The sequence below is a fragment of the Gilliamella sp. Imp1-1 genome (assembly GCF_001690415.1).
GTDB lineage: Bacteria > Pseudomonadota > Gammaproteobacteria > Enterobacterales > Orbaceae > Gilliamella > Gilliamella bombi.
Genome location: NZ_LZHK01000020.1, coordinates 1 through 17,485, shown reverse-complemented (window position 1 = coordinate 17,485; position 17,485 = coordinate 1). Strand labels below are relative to the sequence as shown.

General features: G+C 33.0%; 18 protein-coding genes and 1 pseudogene. 8 read left to right on the top strand and 11 right to left on the bottom strand.

Annotation, left to right across the window (positions count from 1 at the left end):
* The 3 genes from A9G38_RS12160 to nrdG form a co-directional block, all read left to right on the top strand.
* Positions 1–301 (top strand): transposase (locus A9G38_RS12160; RefSeq protein WP_176713215.1); only part of this gene is annotated, 301 nt, incomplete at its 5' end.
* A gap of 371 nt (positions 302–672) precedes the next feature.
* Complete coding sequence (nrdD, locus tag A9G38_RS02265) at positions 673–2,808, top strand: anaerobic ribonucleoside-triphosphate reductase (protein ID WP_034914472.1); 2,136 nt, start codon at positions 673–675, stop codon at positions 2,806–2,808.
* 16 nt (positions 2,809–2,824) lie between these two features.
* Entirely contained in the window at positions 2,825–3,289 is a 465-nt protein-coding gene (nrdG, locus tag A9G38_RS02260; protein ID WP_034914469.1) for an anaerobic ribonucleoside-triphosphate reductase-activating protein, read from the top strand.
* Positions 3,290–3,303: 14 nt separating this feature from the next.
* Here the strand turns inward: nrdG and can are convergent, their stop codons facing one another.
* Entirely contained in the window at positions 3,304–3,963 is a 660-nt protein-coding gene (can, locus tag A9G38_RS02255; RefSeq protein WP_034914468.1) for a carbonate dehydratase, read from the bottom strand.
* 45 nt (positions 3,964–4,008) lie between these two features.
* Positions 4,009–5,097 (bottom strand): FAD-binding protein, encoded by a 1,089-nt coding sequence (locus A9G38_RS02250; protein ID WP_304363913.1) that lies wholly within the window; start codon positions 5,095–5,097, stop codon positions 4,009–4,011.
* 483 nt (positions 5,098–5,580) lie between these two features.
* Here A9G38_RS02250 and murA point away from each other — a divergent pair, with 483 nt between their 5' ends.
* The 5 genes from murA to A9G38_RS02225 all read left to right on the top strand — a co-directional run bounded on the left by murA (position 5,581) and on the right by A9G38_RS02225 (position 9,919).
* Positions 5,581–6,834, top strand: coding sequence for a UDP-N-acetylglucosamine 1-carboxyvinyltransferase (murA, locus tag A9G38_RS02245; protein WP_034914463.1), 1,254 nt, complete (start codon positions 5,581–5,583; stop codon positions 6,832–6,834).
* Between the two features lie 51 nt (positions 6,835–6,885).
* A complete protein-coding gene (locus tag A9G38_RS02240) occupies positions 6,886–7,461 on the top strand; it encodes a DJ-1 family glyoxalase III (protein WP_034914462.1) in 576 nt (191 codons plus the stop codon).
* A gap of 11 nt (positions 7,462–7,472) precedes the next feature.
* Positions 7,473–8,369 carry a cation diffusion facilitator family transporter gene (locus A9G38_RS02235; protein ID WP_034914461.1) on the top strand — a complete coding sequence of 299 codons (897 nt, stop codon included), beginning with the start codon at positions 7,473–7,475 and terminating at the stop codon, positions 8,367–8,369.
* 92 nt (positions 8,370–8,461) lie between these two features.
* Positions 8,462–9,424, top strand: a complete 963-nt coding sequence (gene pfkA, locus A9G38_RS02230; protein ID WP_034914458.1) for a 6-phosphofructokinase — start codon at positions 8,462–8,464, stop codon at positions 9,422–9,424.
* A gap of 234 nt (positions 9,425–9,658) precedes the next feature.
* Positions 9,659–9,919, top strand: coding sequence for a GNAT family N-acetyltransferase (locus tag A9G38_RS02225; protein ID WP_034914455.1), 261 nt, complete (start codon positions 9,659–9,661; stop codon positions 9,917–9,919).
* Positions 9,920–10,019: 100 nt separating this feature from the next.
* Here the strand turns inward: A9G38_RS02225 and A9G38_RS12710 are convergent.
* From A9G38_RS12710 to A9G38_RS02185, 9 genes and pseudogenes are all read right to left on the bottom strand, one after another.
* Positions 10,020–10,181: pseudogene (locus tag A9G38_RS12710) on the bottom strand (IS256 family transposase); the annotation flags it as partial.
* Positions 10,182–10,353: 172 nt separating this feature from the next.
* Entirely contained in the window at positions 10,354–10,890 is a 537-nt protein-coding gene (gene hxlB, locus A9G38_RS02220; RefSeq protein ID WP_034914452.1) for a 6-phospho-3-hexuloisomerase, read from the bottom strand.
* Between the two features lie 9 nt (positions 10,891–10,899).
* Complete coding sequence (locus A9G38_RS02215) at positions 10,900–11,550, bottom strand: ribulose-phosphate 3-epimerase (protein ID WP_034914450.1); 651 nt, start codon at positions 11,548–11,550, stop codon at positions 10,900–10,902.
* A gap of 18 nt (positions 11,551–11,568) precedes the next feature.
* Complete coding sequence (locus A9G38_RS02210; protein WP_034914447.1) at positions 11,569–12,087, bottom strand: YjbQ family protein; 519 nt, start codon at positions 12,085–12,087, stop codon at positions 11,569–11,571.
* A 104-nt stretch (positions 12,088–12,191) separates the two neighbouring features.
* The gene (locus A9G38_RS02205; protein WP_034914444.1) at positions 12,192–12,476 is read right to left on the bottom strand and encodes a PTS sugar transporter subunit IIB; all 285 of its coding nucleotides are present in this window, start codon (positions 12,474–12,476) and stop codon (positions 12,192–12,194) included.
* Positions 12,477–12,490: 14 nt separating this feature from the next.
* Positions 12,491–13,828, bottom strand: coding sequence for a PTS galactitol transporter subunit IIC (locus tag A9G38_RS02200; protein ID WP_034914441.1), 1,338 nt, complete (start codon positions 13,826–13,828; stop codon positions 12,491–12,493).
* 29 nt (positions 13,829–13,857) lie between these two features.
* On the bottom strand, positions 13,858–14,313 hold the full coding sequence (locus A9G38_RS02195) for a PTS sugar transporter subunit IIA (RefSeq protein WP_034914438.1): 456 nt from the start codon (positions 14,311–14,313) through the stop codon (positions 13,858–13,860).
* Positions 14,303–16,279, bottom strand: coding sequence for a BglG family transcription antiterminator (locus A9G38_RS02190; RefSeq protein ID WP_051634296.1), 1,977 nt, complete (start codon positions 16,277–16,279; stop codon positions 14,303–14,305). Before A9G38_RS02190 ends, A9G38_RS02195 begins: the two co-directional genes overlap by 11 nt.
* A gap of 326 nt (positions 16,280–16,605) precedes the next feature.
* A partial coding sequence (locus A9G38_RS02185; protein WP_081297942.1) for an IS3 family transposase occupies positions 16,606–17,485 on the bottom strand: 880 nt, incomplete at its 5' end.

Below are 17,485 nucleotides of genomic sequence, written 5' to 3'. Positions count from 1 at the left end.
TGAAAAGCTCGATGAAGTCAATACAGTGATAGCCGATAAAGGTTATGACAGCGAGCCTTTTCGGTGCTTTGTTCGTCAAAAAGGCGGACGAACGGTGATTGCTAAACGTAATTATGGTAAGGATATAGATAAAAGCAGTATGGATAGGTGCCTTTATCGCTATCGTCATTTAGTCGAGAATGCCTTTGCTAGAATCAAGCAATATCGTTCAATATCAACTAGATACGATAAGTTAGAAAGGAATTATGCCAGTATGGTATCACTGGCATTTATGTTAATGTGGCTGCCAATGTATTGTTGAGTAATTTATGTACAGCAAAGATCAACAGCCCCTAAACAAAAGTGCAAGAGAGTTTGCACTTTTGTATATCTGTTATTAGTGAACTTATTTCTTCTTTTCCTTTTTTGTATTTCGATATTTCATAAATCCTTGTCGTTATTGATTTTAAATTTGTCAAGTGATTTCATTTATTAAAAAGCCTAGAAAAACACTATATATTGTGTATAATTGAATATTATTTACTATATATAGTGTTATTTAAGCGGTAGAAAACATCGGGATTATATCAAAAAACTAATGATTTGATAAAAAATGAATAATAACAACGAATATTAATGTTGGTATAACACCTGTGACTAACGCGAGTTATTGATGGATATTGAGGAGTATATATGCCTGTAGTAATAAAACGAGATGGTTGTCAAACTGCATTTAATGAGACTCGAATTAAAGATGCAATTGTCAAAGCAGCTGTGGCGACGAATGTTCATGACCCAGATTATTGCGCAACGGTTGCTCGTGTTGTTACTAATCAAATGAGCGAACGTGAAAGTGTTGATATCAACGAAATTCAAAATGCAGTTGAAAATCAGTTAATGTCAGGCCCTTATAAAAAATTAGCGAGAACTTATATTGAGTATCGCCATGATCGTGATCGTGCTCGAGAAGAACGTAGCCGTCTAAATCAGGATATTCGAGGACTAATTGAGCAAAGTAATGTCGCCATTTTAAATGAAAATGCTAACAAAGATAGCAAGGTGATTCCAACTCAACGTGATTTACTTGCGGGTATTGTAGCAAGGCATTATGCGAAGCAGTATTTATTACCTAAAGATATTTCTCGTGCTCATGATTGTGGTGAAATTCATTATCATGATTTAGATTATGCGCCATTTTTCCCTATGTTTAACTGTATGTTAATTGACTTAGATGGTATGTTAACTAATGGTTTTAAAATGGGTAATGCTGAGATTGAGCCTCCAAAATCAATTGCTACAGCAACTGCGGTAACTGCACAAATTATAGCACAAGTTGCTAGCCATATTTATGGTGGCACGACCATTAATCGTATCGATGAGGTTTTAGCAAAGTTTGTTACTATTAGTTATAACAAACACAAACAAGTGGCTGAAGAATGGAATATTCCGAATCCAGAAGCTTATGCTGAAAGTCGCACTCAAAAAGAGTGTTATGATGCATTTCAATCTCTTGAATATGAAGTAAACACTTTACACACAGCTAATGGACAAACTCCGTTTGTTACTTTTGGTTTTGGTTTAGGAACTAGTTGGGAATCACGCTTAATTCAAGAGTCTATTTTAAAAGTTCGTATCAAAGGATTAGGTAAAAATCATAAAACAGCAGTTTTTCCAAAACTTGTTTTTGCCATTAAAGATGGTATTAACCATAAACAGGGCGATGTTAATTATGATATTAAAAAACTTGCACTTGAGTGTGCAAGTAAACGGATGTACCCAGATATTTTAAATTACGATAAAGTTGTTGAGGTGACGGGTTCATTTAAAACACCAATGGGTTGTCGAAGTTTCTTGGGTGTTTATGAAGAAAACGGTCAGTTAATTCATGATGGGCGCAATAATTTAGGTGTAATTAGTCTAAATTTGCCTCGTATAGCTATTGAAGCTAAAGGTGATGAAGCTCGATTTTGGGAAATTTTAGATAAACGTTTAGAACTATGTAAAAAAGCATTAATGACGCGTATTGCTAGACTTGATGGCGTAAAAGCACGAGTGGCACCAATTTTATATATGGAAGGTGCTTGTGGTGTAAGACTTAACGAAGATGACAATGTTTCTGAAATTTTCAAAAATGGGCGAGCTTCAATTTCTTTAGGTTATATTGGTCTTCATGAAACATTAAATGCACTTTACGGAAATCAAACGCATCCATTTGATAGTGATAAATTACGCGAAAAAGGTGTGGCAATTGTTGAGCGTTTACGTAATGCAGTAGATCAATGGAAAAGCGAAACTGGTTATGGGTTTAGTTTATATAGCACACCAAGCGAAAATTTATGTGATCGATTTTGCCGACTTGATACGGCTGAATTTGGTGTAATTCCAGGTGTTACTGATAAAGGTTATTACACTAACAGTTTCCATCTTGATGTTGAGAAAAAGGTTAATCCGTACGAAAAAATTGAATTTGAAAAACTTTATCCTCAAGTTGCTAATGGTGGTTTCATCTGTTATGGCGAATATCCAAATATGATTAACAATATCAAAGCATTAGAAGATGTTTGGGATTATAGTTATTCACGAGTTCCTTATTATGGGACTAATACGCCAATAGATGAATGTTATGAATGTGGTTATACTGGTGAATTTTCTTGTACTAGCAAAGGCTTTGTTTGCCCAAGTTGTGGAAATCATGATTCTTCAAAAGTATCGGTTACTCGTCGTGTTTGTGGATATTTAGGTAGTCCTGATGCCCGCCCATTCAATGCAGGTAAGCAAGAAGAAGTAAAACGTCGAGTTAAACATTTAAATAATGGTCAAATTGGTTAATAATCAATAAATATTTATGAATTATCATCGTTATTATTCTGTCGATGTTGTTAATGGGGAAGGAACTCGCTGTGTTCTTTTTGTTTCCGGGTGTGTACATCAGTGCCCAGGTTGCTATAACAAAAGTACATGGGGAGTAAATTCTGGTTTACCATTTACACAAGCACTTGAAGATCAAATCATTAAAGATTTACAAGATACTGAAATAAAACGTCAAGGATTATCGCTTTCTGGCGGTGATCCTTTGCATCCTCAAAACGTTGCAACTATATTAAAACTGGTCCAACGTGTTAAATCTGAGTGCGATAATAAAGATATCTGGCTTTGGACTGGGTATAAGCTTGATGAGTTAACTGCTGAACAACAAGCAGTTATTCCTTATATTGATGTGTTAATTGATGGAAAATTTGTGCAGGAACTTGCTGATCCTCGTCTATTATGGCGAGGAAGCAGCAATCAAGTTATCCATCGTTTTAAATAAAAATCATGGGCTAATTAGTGAGATTTATGTAAATTTAGAAGATAAGAAATAGCTTCTCGGTAGTTAATTTCAAGATTTTCGCTACTTGATGAAGTGATATGCAAATCAGTAATTTTGCCATTATGAATTCCATAAACCCAACCATGCAAATTAACCTTTTGACCTCGTTGCCATGCAGATTGAATAATTGTAGAGTGTCCAAGATTGTAGACTTGTTCGATTACATTAAGTTCACATAAAACATCCAAACGGATATCGGGTGGAAATTCCCCTAGAAGTGAGCTGTTTCGAAACCAAAGATCACGAATATGCAGTAACCAGTTATTAATTAGCCCTAAATCAGGATTTTCAACCGCATCACGAATTCCACCACAACCTAAATGACCACAAACAATGATATCTTCAATTTTAAGTACATCCACTGCATATTGAACGACAGATAAACAGTTTAAATCAGTGTGTATTACAAGATTACCGACATTACGATGCACAAATAACTCACCTGGCTTTAACTTAATGAGTTTTTCTGCTGACACACGACTGTCTGAACAGCCGATCCATAAAAATTTCGGGTTTTGTTCAACGGCAAGTTGTTTAAAAAATTCAGGATCTTCTTGCTCTATTTTTTCTGACCATTCGTGGTTAAAACGGATCAGATCGTTTACATCAAACATAATTAATATTTCCCAATATATTTCATTATTATTTTTTATTTTAAGTTATTCAATATGCTGAATCTTACTTTTCATTATTAATTTACGCCACAAAGGAGTTGTTAATAGTTTGGCTTTAACAATTTTACTATAAAGTTTGAAGCGTAATGGTATTGTACGTTGATAATAACATTTATTAGGTTTTGGATGGCCACTATTTAATATTTTACTTAAAATTTCAGCGCTATCTAAAGCATAGCTAATACCTTCTAACGAACTAGCACTAATAAAACCAGCAGCTTCACCAATTAAAAAAATATTTTCATTACCAGTATAAAAATCACGTAGCCGATTTGGATAAACCACTAAACATTTTTCTGTTTTGAGAGGTTTGCCAAAAATAAAACCTTGTGTAGTCAATTTTTCTTTTAATTGTTCAAAATTTTGATTCGCTACTTTTTTAGGAAAAGCACCGCCAAAGATAAAATAACCATTTTTTGAAATACTCCACGAGTAGCAATTTGTTAATTCATTGTCGAATATACAAGAATTAAATGGAGTTGGATGTTGCTCTATAAACCATTGTTGTATCGCTACATATTGTCTTATCGTATGTTGAGGATATCGCATTCGTCTAACCAGAGAATTGGCGCCGTCAGCACCAACCACATATTGAGCAGTGGCGTTGTGTTCATTTTTATTTTCATCAAGATAAGTGATCTGATAACCATCAATAATACGTCTTACTTCTTTACAGAGTGTATTATGAAGAACCGTTACATTTGATGGTATTAGTGATTTTAGCCACAGATCAAATTTGTGCCTATCAAAACTCACATAACTTCGCTGATAGTTGCGAATAAGTTTGGTTTGTAAGTCATAAGTTCTGACACTAAAAATTTGAGGATCAGTTAAAATACCAGCTGGTAAGTTTATATTTTGCCTAGCAAAGGCTTTTTGCGCATCATCTGCTAATAGTCCCCCACAAGGTTTATGGAATCCACCATTTCCCGTTTTATGTTTTGTATCTAATGCAATGACTTTGAATGAAGGACTAAGTAAACGGGCTAGCGTACTGCCAGCAGGTCCTAGTCCTATAATTGCGATATCGTAATCCATGTTATTGTGTATTTTCTTACCATGTTTAAAAACCATTTATGTTAGCAAATTAAATTATGTGTGACTATTAAAGATGAGCACTTCTCTATGCCAGTTAACTTGTAAAAAAGTTTCAGGTAACTATGTGTTTCAGTATAAAATTAGATATAAACGTTCTTTTTTTAATGAATTTATTTTTGTTATTAATCTGACTTGTTTTTGCAAGTGAATCAAATATATTTTTCCCTCGACTGAATATTATCGTATTGATATAAGGATATCTTGCGGTATATGTCATATAACCCAAATTATATGTAAAAATAATATATTCACTATAAAGCGCTAATTCGTTTGAATCAATCATTGATTAATCGTAATTATTTACTAGATTCAAAATAAGATAAATTTTTAACTTATTGATTTAAATTTGTTTTTATTGATCTCAAAAAAGTGATATTTTCAATTTTTAATGAAATTCATTTAATTATTAGTAAATAACTTCTATAATAATCGCCAATTTGTCACGCATAAGAGTTAATAATGGAAAAGTTTCACGTAACAGGACCAACATCGCTAAATGGCGAAGTGGTTATTTCTGGCGCAAAAAATGCTGCGCTACCCATTTTATTTTCTGCAATTTTGGCAGAAAAACCAGTAGAACTTCGAAATGTTCCTAAGTTAAAAGATATCGATACAACTTTGGAATTGCTAGGCCAGCTAGGTGTAAAATATGAACGAAATGATGCTATTCACCTTGATGCAGGTCATCTGAATAACTACTGTGCACCTTATGAGCTAGTAAAAACTATGCGTGCTTCAATTTGGGCTTTGGGTCCCCTTGTTGCTCGTTTTGGGCAAGGACAAGTTTCATTACCTGGCGGTTGTGCTATTGGTGCAAGGCCTGTTGATCTTCATATTAGTGGTCTTGAACAACTTGGTGCGACAATCACACTTGATGAAGGCTATGTTAAAGCGTCGGTCAATGGAAAACTAAAAGGTACTCATATTGTCATGGATAAAGTAAGTGTTGGTGCGACCGTTACGATTATGTCAGCCGCAACTTTGGCTGAAGGCAAAACTGTCATCGAAAATGCAGCATGTGAACCTGAAATTGTTGATACCGCTAAGTTCCTAAATATGTTAGGCGCTAAAATTACTGGTGCAGGTACAATGCGTATTGAGATAGAAGGGGTTGAACGTTTAGGTGGTGGTATACATGAAATAGTTCCTGATCGTATTGAAACTGGGACTTTTTTAGTTGCGGCAGCTATATCTAGAAGTAAAATCACTTGCCGTAAAACCGATCCAACCCTACTTGATGCGGTGCTTTCTAAATTGAAGGAAGCTGGTGCCAAGATTGAGGTAGGTGAAGATTGGATTTGTTTAGATATGCAAGGAAAAAGGGCGAAAGCTGTTAACATTCATACTGCTCCGCATCCAGGTTTTCCTACTGATATGCAAGCACAATTCTCATTGCTAAATATGGTTGCTGAAGGTACAGGAATCATTAAAGAAACCATTTTCGAAAATCGATTTATGCATGTTCCTGAGCTAATTCGCATGGGTGCAAAGGCAGAAATTGAAGGTAATACCTTAATTACCCATGGTGTTGAAACATTGAGCGGTGCACAAGTAATGGCGACGGATTTGCGGGCGTCAGCGAGTCTAGTTTTAGCTGGTTGTATTGCTGAAGGTTTAACCACTGTTGATCGTATTTACCATATAGATCGAGGCTATGACAATATTGAAGCAAAATTAAGAAAATTAGGCGCCAATATTGAAAGGGTGAAATAATTCATTTTCGCTAAAAAATTAATAAGTTGTTTTTTCAAAAGGAGCGTAATGATGACAAAGCAAGCATTGGTGTTTTTATCGAATGGTTGTGAAGAAACAGAAGCGGTAACCACTATTGATTTATTAACCCGAGCTGATATTAAAGTTACTACTGCAAGTATTTCAAGTTCTCGTGAAATTGAATGTTCTCGAGGAGTAACCATTTTGGCAAAAAAAATGCTTTCGGATGTTCAATACATTGATTTTGATGTTGTTGTTTTACCTGGAGGTGTTAAAGGTGCTGAAAATTTTCGAGATTGCCCATTGTTAATCGAAAAATTGAAACAAACGCACCAAAGTGGTGGTATTGTTGCTGCAATCTGTGCTTCTCCTGCTATGGTTTTACAACATCATAGTTTATTTCCACACGCATATATGACCGGTTATCCAACCACTAAAGAGGCGTTTAAAAATTGGAAGTCCGATAGGGTTTATTTTGATGAGTCGTATAAAGTTATTACTAGCCAAGGTCCCGCAACGTCTATTGATTTTGCTTTAAAAATTATTGCTGTGTTGTTAGGTGAAATGAAAGCAGCGGAGATCGCTCGGCAGCTAGTTCTTCCATTGGGGATTGAATCCTATCAATAAATAGGCACTAAATGTCAAATTCACATTTGTATGAAAAATTAGTTAAAAGAGCAACGCTAGGTGCTGTTTCAATCTCTATTTCATTAATTATAATTAAATTTATTACTTGCTGGTTTACCGGTTCAATAAGTTTATTTGCCTCATTATTAGATTCAAGTATCGATTTACTTGCTTCTGGTGTTAACTTTTTTTTAGTTCGTTATGCACTAAAACCCGCAGATGCTGATCATACCTTTGGTCATGGCAAGGCAGAATCTTTGGCAGCATTATTACAAAGCGCGTTTATTATTGGTTCTGCAATAATTTTGTTACTTTCTAGTATTCGCTCTTTTATTTATCCGAATGAACTACAGGAACCTTTATTGGGGATTATTGTTTCAACTGTTTCTGCTGTAGTGACATGCATTCTTGTTTTGTATCAAAGATATGTTGTAAAAATCACTAAAAGTAATGCTATTCAAGCCGATATGTTGCACTATTCTTCCGACATGCTGTTGAATATTGCTGTTATAATTGCACTTTGTTTAAGTTGGTATGGCATTACTTATGCTGATGCGGTCTTTGCATTTTTTATTGCTTTGTATATTTGTTATAATGCTTATCATATTGCACATAATGCAATTAAAGACCTATTAGATCACGCCTTACCAGATAGTGATAATTTGCGAATAGCTGAAATTGTGGCTTCATATCCAGATGTAAGAGGTTTTCATGATCTAAAGACCCGCCAAGCAGGCCCTCTTAAATTTATTCAATTGCATCTTGAATTAGACGATGATATGCCTTTAATCACTGCTCATGCCATTGCTGATGCTATTGAAAAACATATTTCTAAAGAATTTTCTCCTGCAACAGTGATTATTCATCAAGATCCAATTTCTGTTGTACCCATCGAAATGATGAAGTAGAAAAATTAATCAAAAATAGCTTTTATTGTCTATTGTTAGATATCTGTTAAGACTCTATAATAACTAAAAGTTAATAATTTGGAGTTATTTATATGATAAAAAAAATAGGTATTTTAACCAGTGGTGGCGACGCTCCAGGAATGAATGCAGCTATTCGAGGTGTAGTGAGAACAGCATTATCAGAAGGGTTGGATGTTTTTGGTGTTTATGATGGTTATATGGGACTTTGCGAAGATCGCATTGTTCAACTAAAGCGTTCAAGTGTATCTGATATTATTACTCGTGGTGGTACATTTCTTGGTTCGGCTAGATTTCCAGAGTTTAAAGATAAAGCTGTAAGACAAAAAGCCATTGCTAATCTAAAAAAACATCAAATTGATGCTTTAGTTGTTATTGGTGGTGATGGTTCATATATGGGCGCAATGCGATTAACTGAAGAAGGTTTTCCATGTATTGGTTTACCAGGAACCATTGATAATGATATTCGTGGTACTGATTATACTATAGGTTATTTTACTGCGCTTAGTACTGCTGTTGAAGCAATCGATAGATTACGTGATACTTGTTCTTCACATAACCGAATTTCAGTTATTGAAATAATGGGGCGAGATTGTGGTGATTTAACCTTAAATGCAGCAGTTGCTGGTGGTTGCGAATTTATGATTATTCCAGAGGTTTCTTATACGAAGGAAGATCTAATCGAAGAAATTAAACTAGGCTTTGCAAAAGGTAAAAAACATGCAATTGTGACTGTTACTGAACATATGTGTGATGTAAATCAACTTGCAGTAGACATTGAAGCTGCTGTTCATCACGAAACTCGTGCCACAGTATTAGGGCACGTTCAACGTGGTGGTTCTCCTGTCCCTTATGATCGTATTTTGGGGTCTCGTATGGGGGCTTATGCTGTTGAATTACTGCTACAAGGCTATGCAGGTAGAAGCGTTGGCGTACAAAATGGTAAATTAGTACATCACGATATTATAGATGCTATCAATAATATGAAGCGTCCATTTGATATGGATCTATACAATACAGCCAAACGATTATTTTAAATGTTAATTTTGCCATTTAAGCATAATTAGTATTAGATAAATATCTGATTGTTTTATTAATAGGTGAACTGGTAAAAATGATATTTTATGACAGTCACCTATTTGTTTATCTACTAACTCCTTTAAAATGAGTCGATATGGAATTAGGCTGCTTTTAATAATAAAAGAGTTTTTATTTATCAAGTATGGATGTGAATCATAGTAAACTAATTACAATGTTATATTGGTAATTTTATGACACTACATTTTTTAGAAGATAATGATCGTTTTTATGCTTGTGATGCTAATAATAAAGAAATAGCTGAAATGACCTTTACAAGGGTCGGAAAAGATAAAGCTACTATTAATCATACTTATGTTGATTCTGCGTATCGTGGTCAAGGTATTGCAGATAATTTATTAGACCTTGTAGTAGAAAAATTACAGCAAGAAAAGCGTGAGATTATTCCTATTTGCTCGTTTGCTATTAAGAAATTAACTAGAAAATCAGATTGAAAGGTACTACCCTAAATTTTGTGTATTTACCTATTCAATATTCAAGGTGACGGTTGATTCTGTCACCAAATTTTATAATGAACCGACTTATGGCACTTTTTTAGTTTTGGATTGATATAGACAATTTATTACAAGCGTGTGGTATTGTCCAAAAAATGACTTTTTTAACAGAGTTATCTGTTTGTAAAACTTTACATTTCTTGATGATATGGCGAATAGGACTGTTTAAAGACTCTATTGCATTGGTGATGAAATTCGCTTTCAAATCTTTTGTTATCGCTTTGTGTTCTTGGTATGTCCACACTTTGACTTGTTAAACATTTCGACACTAATAACTAATGTATCGTAACAGCAGCAATAAGCTGCTATTAAAACTTATGCATTTTGATAAAACTTTCTCAAATACGATAAGTTTTATGTACAAAATGCAAAAATCACTCAATATTTGCATGTCGCATCTTCATTACATCTGGAGTCTGTTGTAAGCTTTCCATCAAACTATAAATAAGGCTATCATATGTCAATAAAGATAGTTGCTCAAATATACTACCCATTGGTTGGTTTAATTTAACTACTTTGATAGGAATAACAACAATATTATCGGCTAACTTTGCCAAAGTTGAGGTGCTATTTGTTGTTAATAATATAACTTTAACCCCCAATTTTTTTGCTTGTTGTGCATAGGCAATTAAACTTTTAGTTTCACCCGAGTTAGAGCCTAGAATAAGCAAATCGCCTTTATTTGCTCTAGGTTTGCTGATTTCGCTAATTAAGCTGACATTCAAACCTAAATGCATTAATCGATTAGCGAAAGCGCTTATCATTAATCCTGAACGCCCTGTCCCAGCTAAAAATAGATGTTTAGCTTTAATAATAGCGTTTTTGAATTCATTTAATTGTACTTCGTTTATTGCATCTATTTGTTCCGAAACTTCAGTTAATATATTGTTTAATATTTCTTTTATACTCATTTCATATCCCTAATTTATTGCCAATTTTAATTTTTCAATATTGTTTTGAATATCATTATTGTTAAAAATAAATCCACCTGAAACAATATTATTAGCGCCAGCTTTTACACATGGCGATATGGTTTGGTCTGTAATATTCCCATCTACTTGAATATCATAATGATAATTTCTCTCTTTTCTTTCTAAATTCAGTTGTTCAATTTTTTGTAACGTGAATGGTAAAAAAAATTCGTTTTTTTGGCCTGGGTTAACAGTCATTACAAGGATAAGATCAATAAACGGTAATAGCATTTTTATTTGTTCAACCGAGGTGCTTGGATTGATAGCTAAACCTACTTTTATATTACTATTTTTTATTTTATTGATTATAAAAGAGTGATGAACCGTTGCTTCATAATGAAAAGTGATAATATCTGGTTTAGCTTCAATAAAGTCTAATATCGTTGATTCAGGCTTTTCAACCATTAGGTGGCAATCTAAAATAAAATTCGTATGTGATTTCAAATTTGACACAAACCCTGCATTGAAACCTAAATTTGGCACATAGTGATTATCCATTACATCAATATGTAAATGCGTAATACCAAGCAAATCAAGCTTATCTAATGTTTCTTTGATAAAGTAAAGATCTGAATTAAATAACGATGGAGACAAAATCATGGTTATCCCTCCTACCTCTTATTCGCAACCCATCAACATAAAATTAACATTACGGGTTCTTTCTCGTAATGCATCCCAATCAACAAAATAAACACGTCCTAGTTCCCCCATGAGAGGCTTGCCATTTTTAATAATTAATACAATCGAAAAACTACCAAACAAAGAAGATTTAATATGTGCATCAGTATTGAGCATTACCCATTTTTCGGCAGGATAATTAGGATCACTTAAATTTAAACCAAACTCAACATGCTTAGGTCCCGGGCTGTTGTATTGATTTTCGCTAGTCATTTTAGGGACTATTTTTTCTAAAATATTATTAATATCAACGTGTAAAAACTCATCACCAAAAAAGTTAGTATCATGCATGTATTCATCAAAAAAAAGCGAGCAAGTGGTATGCGTTGTAGTGATGGTTAGTTGTCCGTTTTGGATATTTGATTGCTCAATAAAGCGGTTCAACTCATCGGTAATATCATGATAAGAGTGTCTGCCAGCAACAGTTTGTATTTTCATGGCATGATGCAAAATGTTCATATTAATCTTGTTCCTTAGGAATATGCCCCATTTACTTGTTATATTAGATTAAACAACAAAGTAAGTGGGACGCTGTTTTATACACTTTATTTAATAATTTAATACTAGATGGTTAAGCGTTTTTTTAGCTCAACAAAAAAATCGTTTAATCCAACCCCGGTTAATAAAGGTAAGCCATTTATGACTTTATCTTTGATTGATTCTGGCACAATAGTTGTGCTGATAACGACATCATATGAATCAATTTTATTTAATTCATCAGCTATTTTTGATTGATAGATTTTTACATTTTCCGTCAATTTTTCATCATTGAGCCATTTCGACACTTTGCTAACAGCAATAGTTGATGTTGCATGCCCTGCACCACACATAATGAGTAAATTTTTCATATTGATTTATCCTTTTAATATATTTCAATTCTTCTAATTTTATTGATATAAATAAGTAAACATAAAATAACTAGTGCTAAGCCAATTAATCCTACATATCCAAGATAATTTAGTAATAAAACAAACAAAGTTACCGGCCATAAACCACATAAAATAACTGTAATAATACGAGCTGTACCCACGTCATAATTAGCCAAATGGAATACATCGGTAATAACTGGTGAGAGCCAAGTTGCCATATATAGACAAATTACTAAATAAATTGTGCCGCCAATAATTGAACGAACAATATTTCCTTTGAAAAATGGCACCATCAAACAGATACCAAAAGCATAGAAGGCTAAATCACCGAAAGGTAATACCTTATTACCAGGTAGAATTAAGGCTAATAATAGTGAAACCGGAACCATAATTAATGCCGTTGCCATAACAGCTGGATGTCCAACTGTTAATGCTGCATCCATACCAATATTAACCTGTTTGCCATTTAATTTTTTACTAGTAAATTCACGTGCAGCTTCAGCAACTGGTAGCAAACCTTCCATAAACATAGCAACCATTTTGGGCATTATTTTCATAATCGCTGCAGTTGAAATAGCTAATTTACCTATTTGTGGCACATCATAACCAGCTAAAATACCTACAACTAAACCAATAATTAAACCAATAACCACCGTATCACCAAAAATACCAAATCTTTTAGTTAACGTTTCTGAATCGGCGTTTAATTTGTTAAAGCCTGGAATGTGGTCAAAAATCCAATTTAATGGAATGGCAACAATTGCTCCCGATAATGCCATTAAATGAGTGATTGAAATACCCGGATAGCCAAAAAAAGAACTAATTGGTTTTTGTAATAAATCAGCTAAGAACCATTGCAACATAACAGCGGTAATACATCCAATAATACCGACCCAGTATAATCCTGTAACGGAATATGCTACTAATCCTAAAAATATTGCAAACCAAAAATTCCAAATATCAACATTTAATGTGCGAGTCCAACCAAGTGAAATAAAGATAAAATTAATTACTAAAGAAATAGGAATAAGGAGTAATCCTAATGTAGTTGAAAATGCCAATGGACCACCCACACCACATCCAATATCCATAATACTTAATGATGTTCCGTATTGTTCCCCCATTTTTTGGATGGCAACACCTAAAGTGTCGGACAATAAAGAAATCACTAAACCTAAACCAACTATACCAATACCAACGGTAATACCCGCCATAATAGCTTTTGAAAATGGTACTCTAAAAAAAAGAGCAATAATAAATATTATGATAGGTAAAAATACTACCCCCCCTAAACCTATTAGCCATTGAAAAATATTAATTACACTATCCATTTCAGAACTCCTTAATAAAAGTTATCTTTTTATTTAACGCCCACTTTATTTAAAATAGCGATAAATTCCTTAGTTGAATGACATTGTTCTAATTGTTTTATTTCTTGTTCGTTTTGGAATAACCCTATCAAATTTTGCAAATTTTCGACTTGTTCATGAGGCTGTTTCATGGCAAGCATAAAGATAAATTTGACAGGAATTTTTTCATTTTCATCAGTCATACCTTTAAAAGTGACTGGCTGTTTTAATGATGCAAAACAAATTTGAGATTGTTTAACTTTCGATGAATCTGTGTGTGGCAAAGCAAACCCAATTGAATTAACCAATAAACCAGTTGGATACTGCTTTTCTCTCTGCAAAATACCTTCTAAAAAATCTTGTTTAACAATTCCATTAATAAGTAACATTTGTGCCATTTGTGTTAGGACTTGTTCTTGATTTGATGCCTCAATATTAAAAAGGCATAAATGCTTATCAAAGTACATTTTTGACTCCTCTTTGATTATTTAAAAATGATTTTAGTTGTTTGAAGCTAGTGATATTTTTTAACGTTGCTATAACGTGTTTGTTAGAAACAATTTTGTAAATTTCGGTGAATACCTCATTAATACTGTTAATATTTTCTTCTGAAAGACTAACCATAATAATTACGCTAACATCAATAACTCCCCATTTGATTGGCTTGCGTAATGTCATAATTGATATACTTGATTTGTTCACAAACATGGGTGAGCCGTGGGGTAAAGCAATGCCATTTTCGATAGATGTGTCACCTATTTCTTCGCGGTGTAAAACAGAATCACGATATTGATCAGTTACATAACCTTTATTTTCAAGATGAAGTATTAATTGATTAATACATTCATTTTTATTATCAATTTCGATATTTAATTGAATAAGATCTGGATGTACATATTTTGCAGTAGATGGGTAATAATTTGTGCTTTCAGAAAAATCGGACGGTTTATTTAATACATAATTTGCATAAGCCTGAATAATATTTTGATAGTCATTGGTATTTAATAAAGATGATATTTTAACAACTGGTTTATTTAGATTATTAATATCAAGTGTAGTAATAATTAAATCGACATTACTGAGATTTGCCGATGTCAATTTCGAAACCGAATAAACCTCGATATTATCTTTAGAAGGCAAGATCTTTCGAACTTTATTGAGAATCAAATTCGATGAAGAACAACCATATTGGCAAATAATTACAATATTATTCGCATCAGCTGCCTTATCTAAAGCTATTTGAAAATGAATCAATAAAAATGAGATTTCATCGTCATTTAAACGAATATCAAATTTGCGTTCTAAATCAGAAAGTGCATACCACAATACGCTAAATAATTTTGAATACTCAAGTTTTATTTCTTTTAGTATCGGATTGATAATACGTATTTTCTTTTGCAAACGCGTAAGCATAGGTGGAAAGTGAGATAACAATGAGTGAAACAATTTATTATCTTTTAATAAATCAATACCTTCAATTTCGCCTATTTTTTTTATTATTTTACGGATGATTTGTTCATAGCAGCTGTCATCAACTTTTACCGACTCGTCAATAATTCGATGAGCGAAAAACAGTTTACTTAGATATTTAATATCGTTAGTTGAAAATGCAATTTTAAAAGTAACTTCAAGTTTTTTAGCAAGTTCAGATGCAATTAAATACGATTGCATGTAACGGATATGGTTAAATAAAAAATCATCTTCTTCATCAATAGCATTACCTAAAGTTAACCGTTTTAACTGTATTGCTATTGATATCAATAAAGATGATAAATAATATTCTGAAGATTGTTGAACTATTGATTCATAGTGTTCAAATAATAATTGACTAATTTGCTCAAAAGAATCATTGTCCATCAATGTTTTCATTAATTGATTTAGATAATAACCATCTTGTTTATTAATATATAACAATAAAAAATGCTTAATAGCGCGTTGAATTTGGTTTTCTTTACCTTCTACAACAATGGCTTTATGCGTTACATTTAATAAAACGTTTTCTGATTCTAATGAATGGTTAATAAATTCGATATCTTTATGAAGTGATGTTTTACTAACAATATAATCATCAGAAAGTTGCTCTAATGAAACAGTTTCTTGATTTAACAAACAACGCTTTATAATATCTAAACGACGATATTCTGGCGTTAATCGGCGTGAGTTTTTATTAAAATAACCATGACTATTGTTTTGTTCTAAATAACAAATTACCGAATCAATACTGCTTTTATTTCCCATCAGTATTAACCCTTTACGTGGGGCTTTTTCGATATAAATATCACTATTTGGGGCAACTAACAGCTGCTCATTTAACTTTTCAATGTCACAATAAACGGTTTTAGTTGAAATGGATAATTTTGAACTAAAATAAGCTGCTGGTTTAAATTCTGATTCATTGAAAAGTAGTTTCAGCAATTGTATTTGTCTTTCCATTACCAAACCCCTTTTGTATTTTGTGACAATTTATTCATTATTTTTGTTTTAAAGTATAATTAGTTAACCTAATAAGACGATTACATTTTTTTCCAGATTAATCTGGAAAAAAATGTAATTATAAAAACTGAAATAAGAACATATTGAGACAATAGCGATAATTAATAAAAAATTTATATTTATTTCTAGAGTAATTTTCTAAGTCTTTTAGATATGATAGGAAAACTTGAAACTAATATTGTTTTAGGAAATTCAAATGGATCGGCTACACTGATTCATATAACTTATTTTTAAGGGGTAAGGTAAACTGGAATGGCAACACATTTTCAAACAAAAAAATTAAGGGGTAAGTGTTTTTTAAATTCAACGGGAGGCAAGTAGCCTAACGAAGAATGTAATCGTTTATGATTATACCAATAAGCATAAGCCGAAAAAGCGCGTTGTAATTCAGCCGTTGAGTTGAAACGTTGGCCTTTTACAAATTCCGTTTTAATTGTTTTAAATGTCGCTTCCGCTACCGCATTGTCATATGGACACCCTTTCTTGCTTAATGAATGCGTGATATTAAATGTCTTAAAACACGCCTCTAATAACCGATTATCAAACTCTTTGCCTCGGTCTGAATGAAATAAATCCAATTTTGATAATGGCAGTTTAATTTGGCTTAATGCCGACATAACAAGCTCTGCTGTTTTATGTTGACCAACATGGTAACCGACAATTTGCCTATCGGATAAGTTCACTAAAACACATAAATAGTTCCAACGTTGCTTAACTTGAATATAGGTTAAATCTGCAACAACAATTTGTTTTTTATCACCTACATCAAATTGTCGTTGCAGGTGATTTTCTATGGCGGTTTCATTCACTTCCGTAGTGTGAGATTGATAACGTTTAACGGTGTATTTTGATACCAGCAATAAGGCTTTCATCACCCGAGCAATGTAACGGCGTGACACCCAAATATTCTCTTTCTGTAAATCAAAACGAATTCGTCTTGTACCATAAGACTGATAGCTCTGATTAAATAGCGTCACGATTTTATTGGCATAAAGCCCTACTGATTTTTGTCTATTCAATTTACACTGATAATAAGCATAATGTCTTGATAATCCTAAATATTGACATAGCTTTGTTATGCTATAACGATGTCGATTTGCTTTTAGGATAGCGATTTTCGTCCTATTATCAGTGCTGCTTGCTTTA

What these genes read in the sequence shown, in the direction of transcription:
- nrdD (WP_034914472.1), top strand. Translation starts at nt 673, where the DNA reads ATGCCTGTAGTAATAAAACGAGATGGTTGTCAAACTGCATTTAATGAG.
- nrdG (WP_034914469.1), top strand. Translation starts at nt 2,825, where the DNA reads ATGAATTATCATCGTTATTATTCTGTCGATGTTGTTAATGGGGAAGGA.
- can (WP_034914468.1), bottom strand. Translation starts at nt 3,963, where the DNA reads ATGTTTGATGTAAACGATCTGATCCGTTTTAACCACGAATGGTCAGAA.
- A9G38_RS02250 (WP_304363913.1), bottom strand. Translation starts at nt 5,097, where the DNA reads ATGGTTTTTAAACATGGTAAGAAAATACACAATAACATGGATTACGAT.
- murA (WP_034914463.1), top strand. Translation starts at nt 5,581, where the DNA reads ATGGAAAAGTTTCACGTAACAGGACCAACATCGCTAAATGGCGAAGTG.
- A9G38_RS02240 (WP_034914462.1), top strand. Translation starts at nt 6,886, where the DNA reads ATGACAAAGCAAGCATTGGTGTTTTTATCGAATGGTTGTGAAGAAACA.
- A9G38_RS02235 (WP_034914461.1), top strand. Translation starts at nt 7,473, where the DNA reads ATGTCAAATTCACATTTGTATGAAAAATTAGTTAAAAGAGCAACGCTA.
- pfkA (WP_034914458.1), top strand. Translation starts at nt 8,462, where the DNA reads ATGATAAAAAAAATAGGTATTTTAACCAGTGGTGGCGACGCTCCAGGA.
- A9G38_RS02225 (WP_034914455.1), top strand. Translation starts at nt 9,659, where the DNA reads ATGACACTACATTTTTTAGAAGATAATGATCGTTTTTATGCTTGTGAT.
- hxlB (WP_034914452.1), bottom strand. Translation starts at nt 10,890, where the DNA reads ATGAGTATAAAAGAAATATTAAACAATATATTAACTGAAGTTTCGGAA.
- A9G38_RS02215 (WP_034914450.1), bottom strand. Translation starts at nt 11,550, where the DNA reads ATGATTTTGTCTCCATCGTTATTTAATTCAGATCTTTACTTTATCAAA.
- A9G38_RS02210 (WP_034914447.1), bottom strand. Translation starts at nt 12,087, where the DNA reads ATGAACATTTTGCATCATGCCATGAAAATACAAACTGTTGCTGGCAGA.
- A9G38_RS02205 (WP_034914444.1), bottom strand. Translation starts at nt 12,476, where the DNA reads ATGAAAAATTTACTCATTATGTGTGGTGCAGGGCATGCAACATCAACT.
- A9G38_RS02200 (WP_034914441.1), bottom strand. Translation starts at nt 13,828, where the DNA reads ATGGATAGTGTAATTAATATTTTTCAATGGCTAATAGGTTTAGGGGGG.
- A9G38_RS02195 (WP_034914438.1), bottom strand. Translation starts at nt 14,313, where the DNA reads ATGTACTTTGATAAGCATTTATGCCTTTTTAATATTGAGGCATCAAAT.
- A9G38_RS02190 (WP_051634296.1), bottom strand. Translation starts at nt 16,279, where the DNA reads ATGGAAAGACAAATACAATTGCTGAAACTACTTTTCAATGAATCAGAA.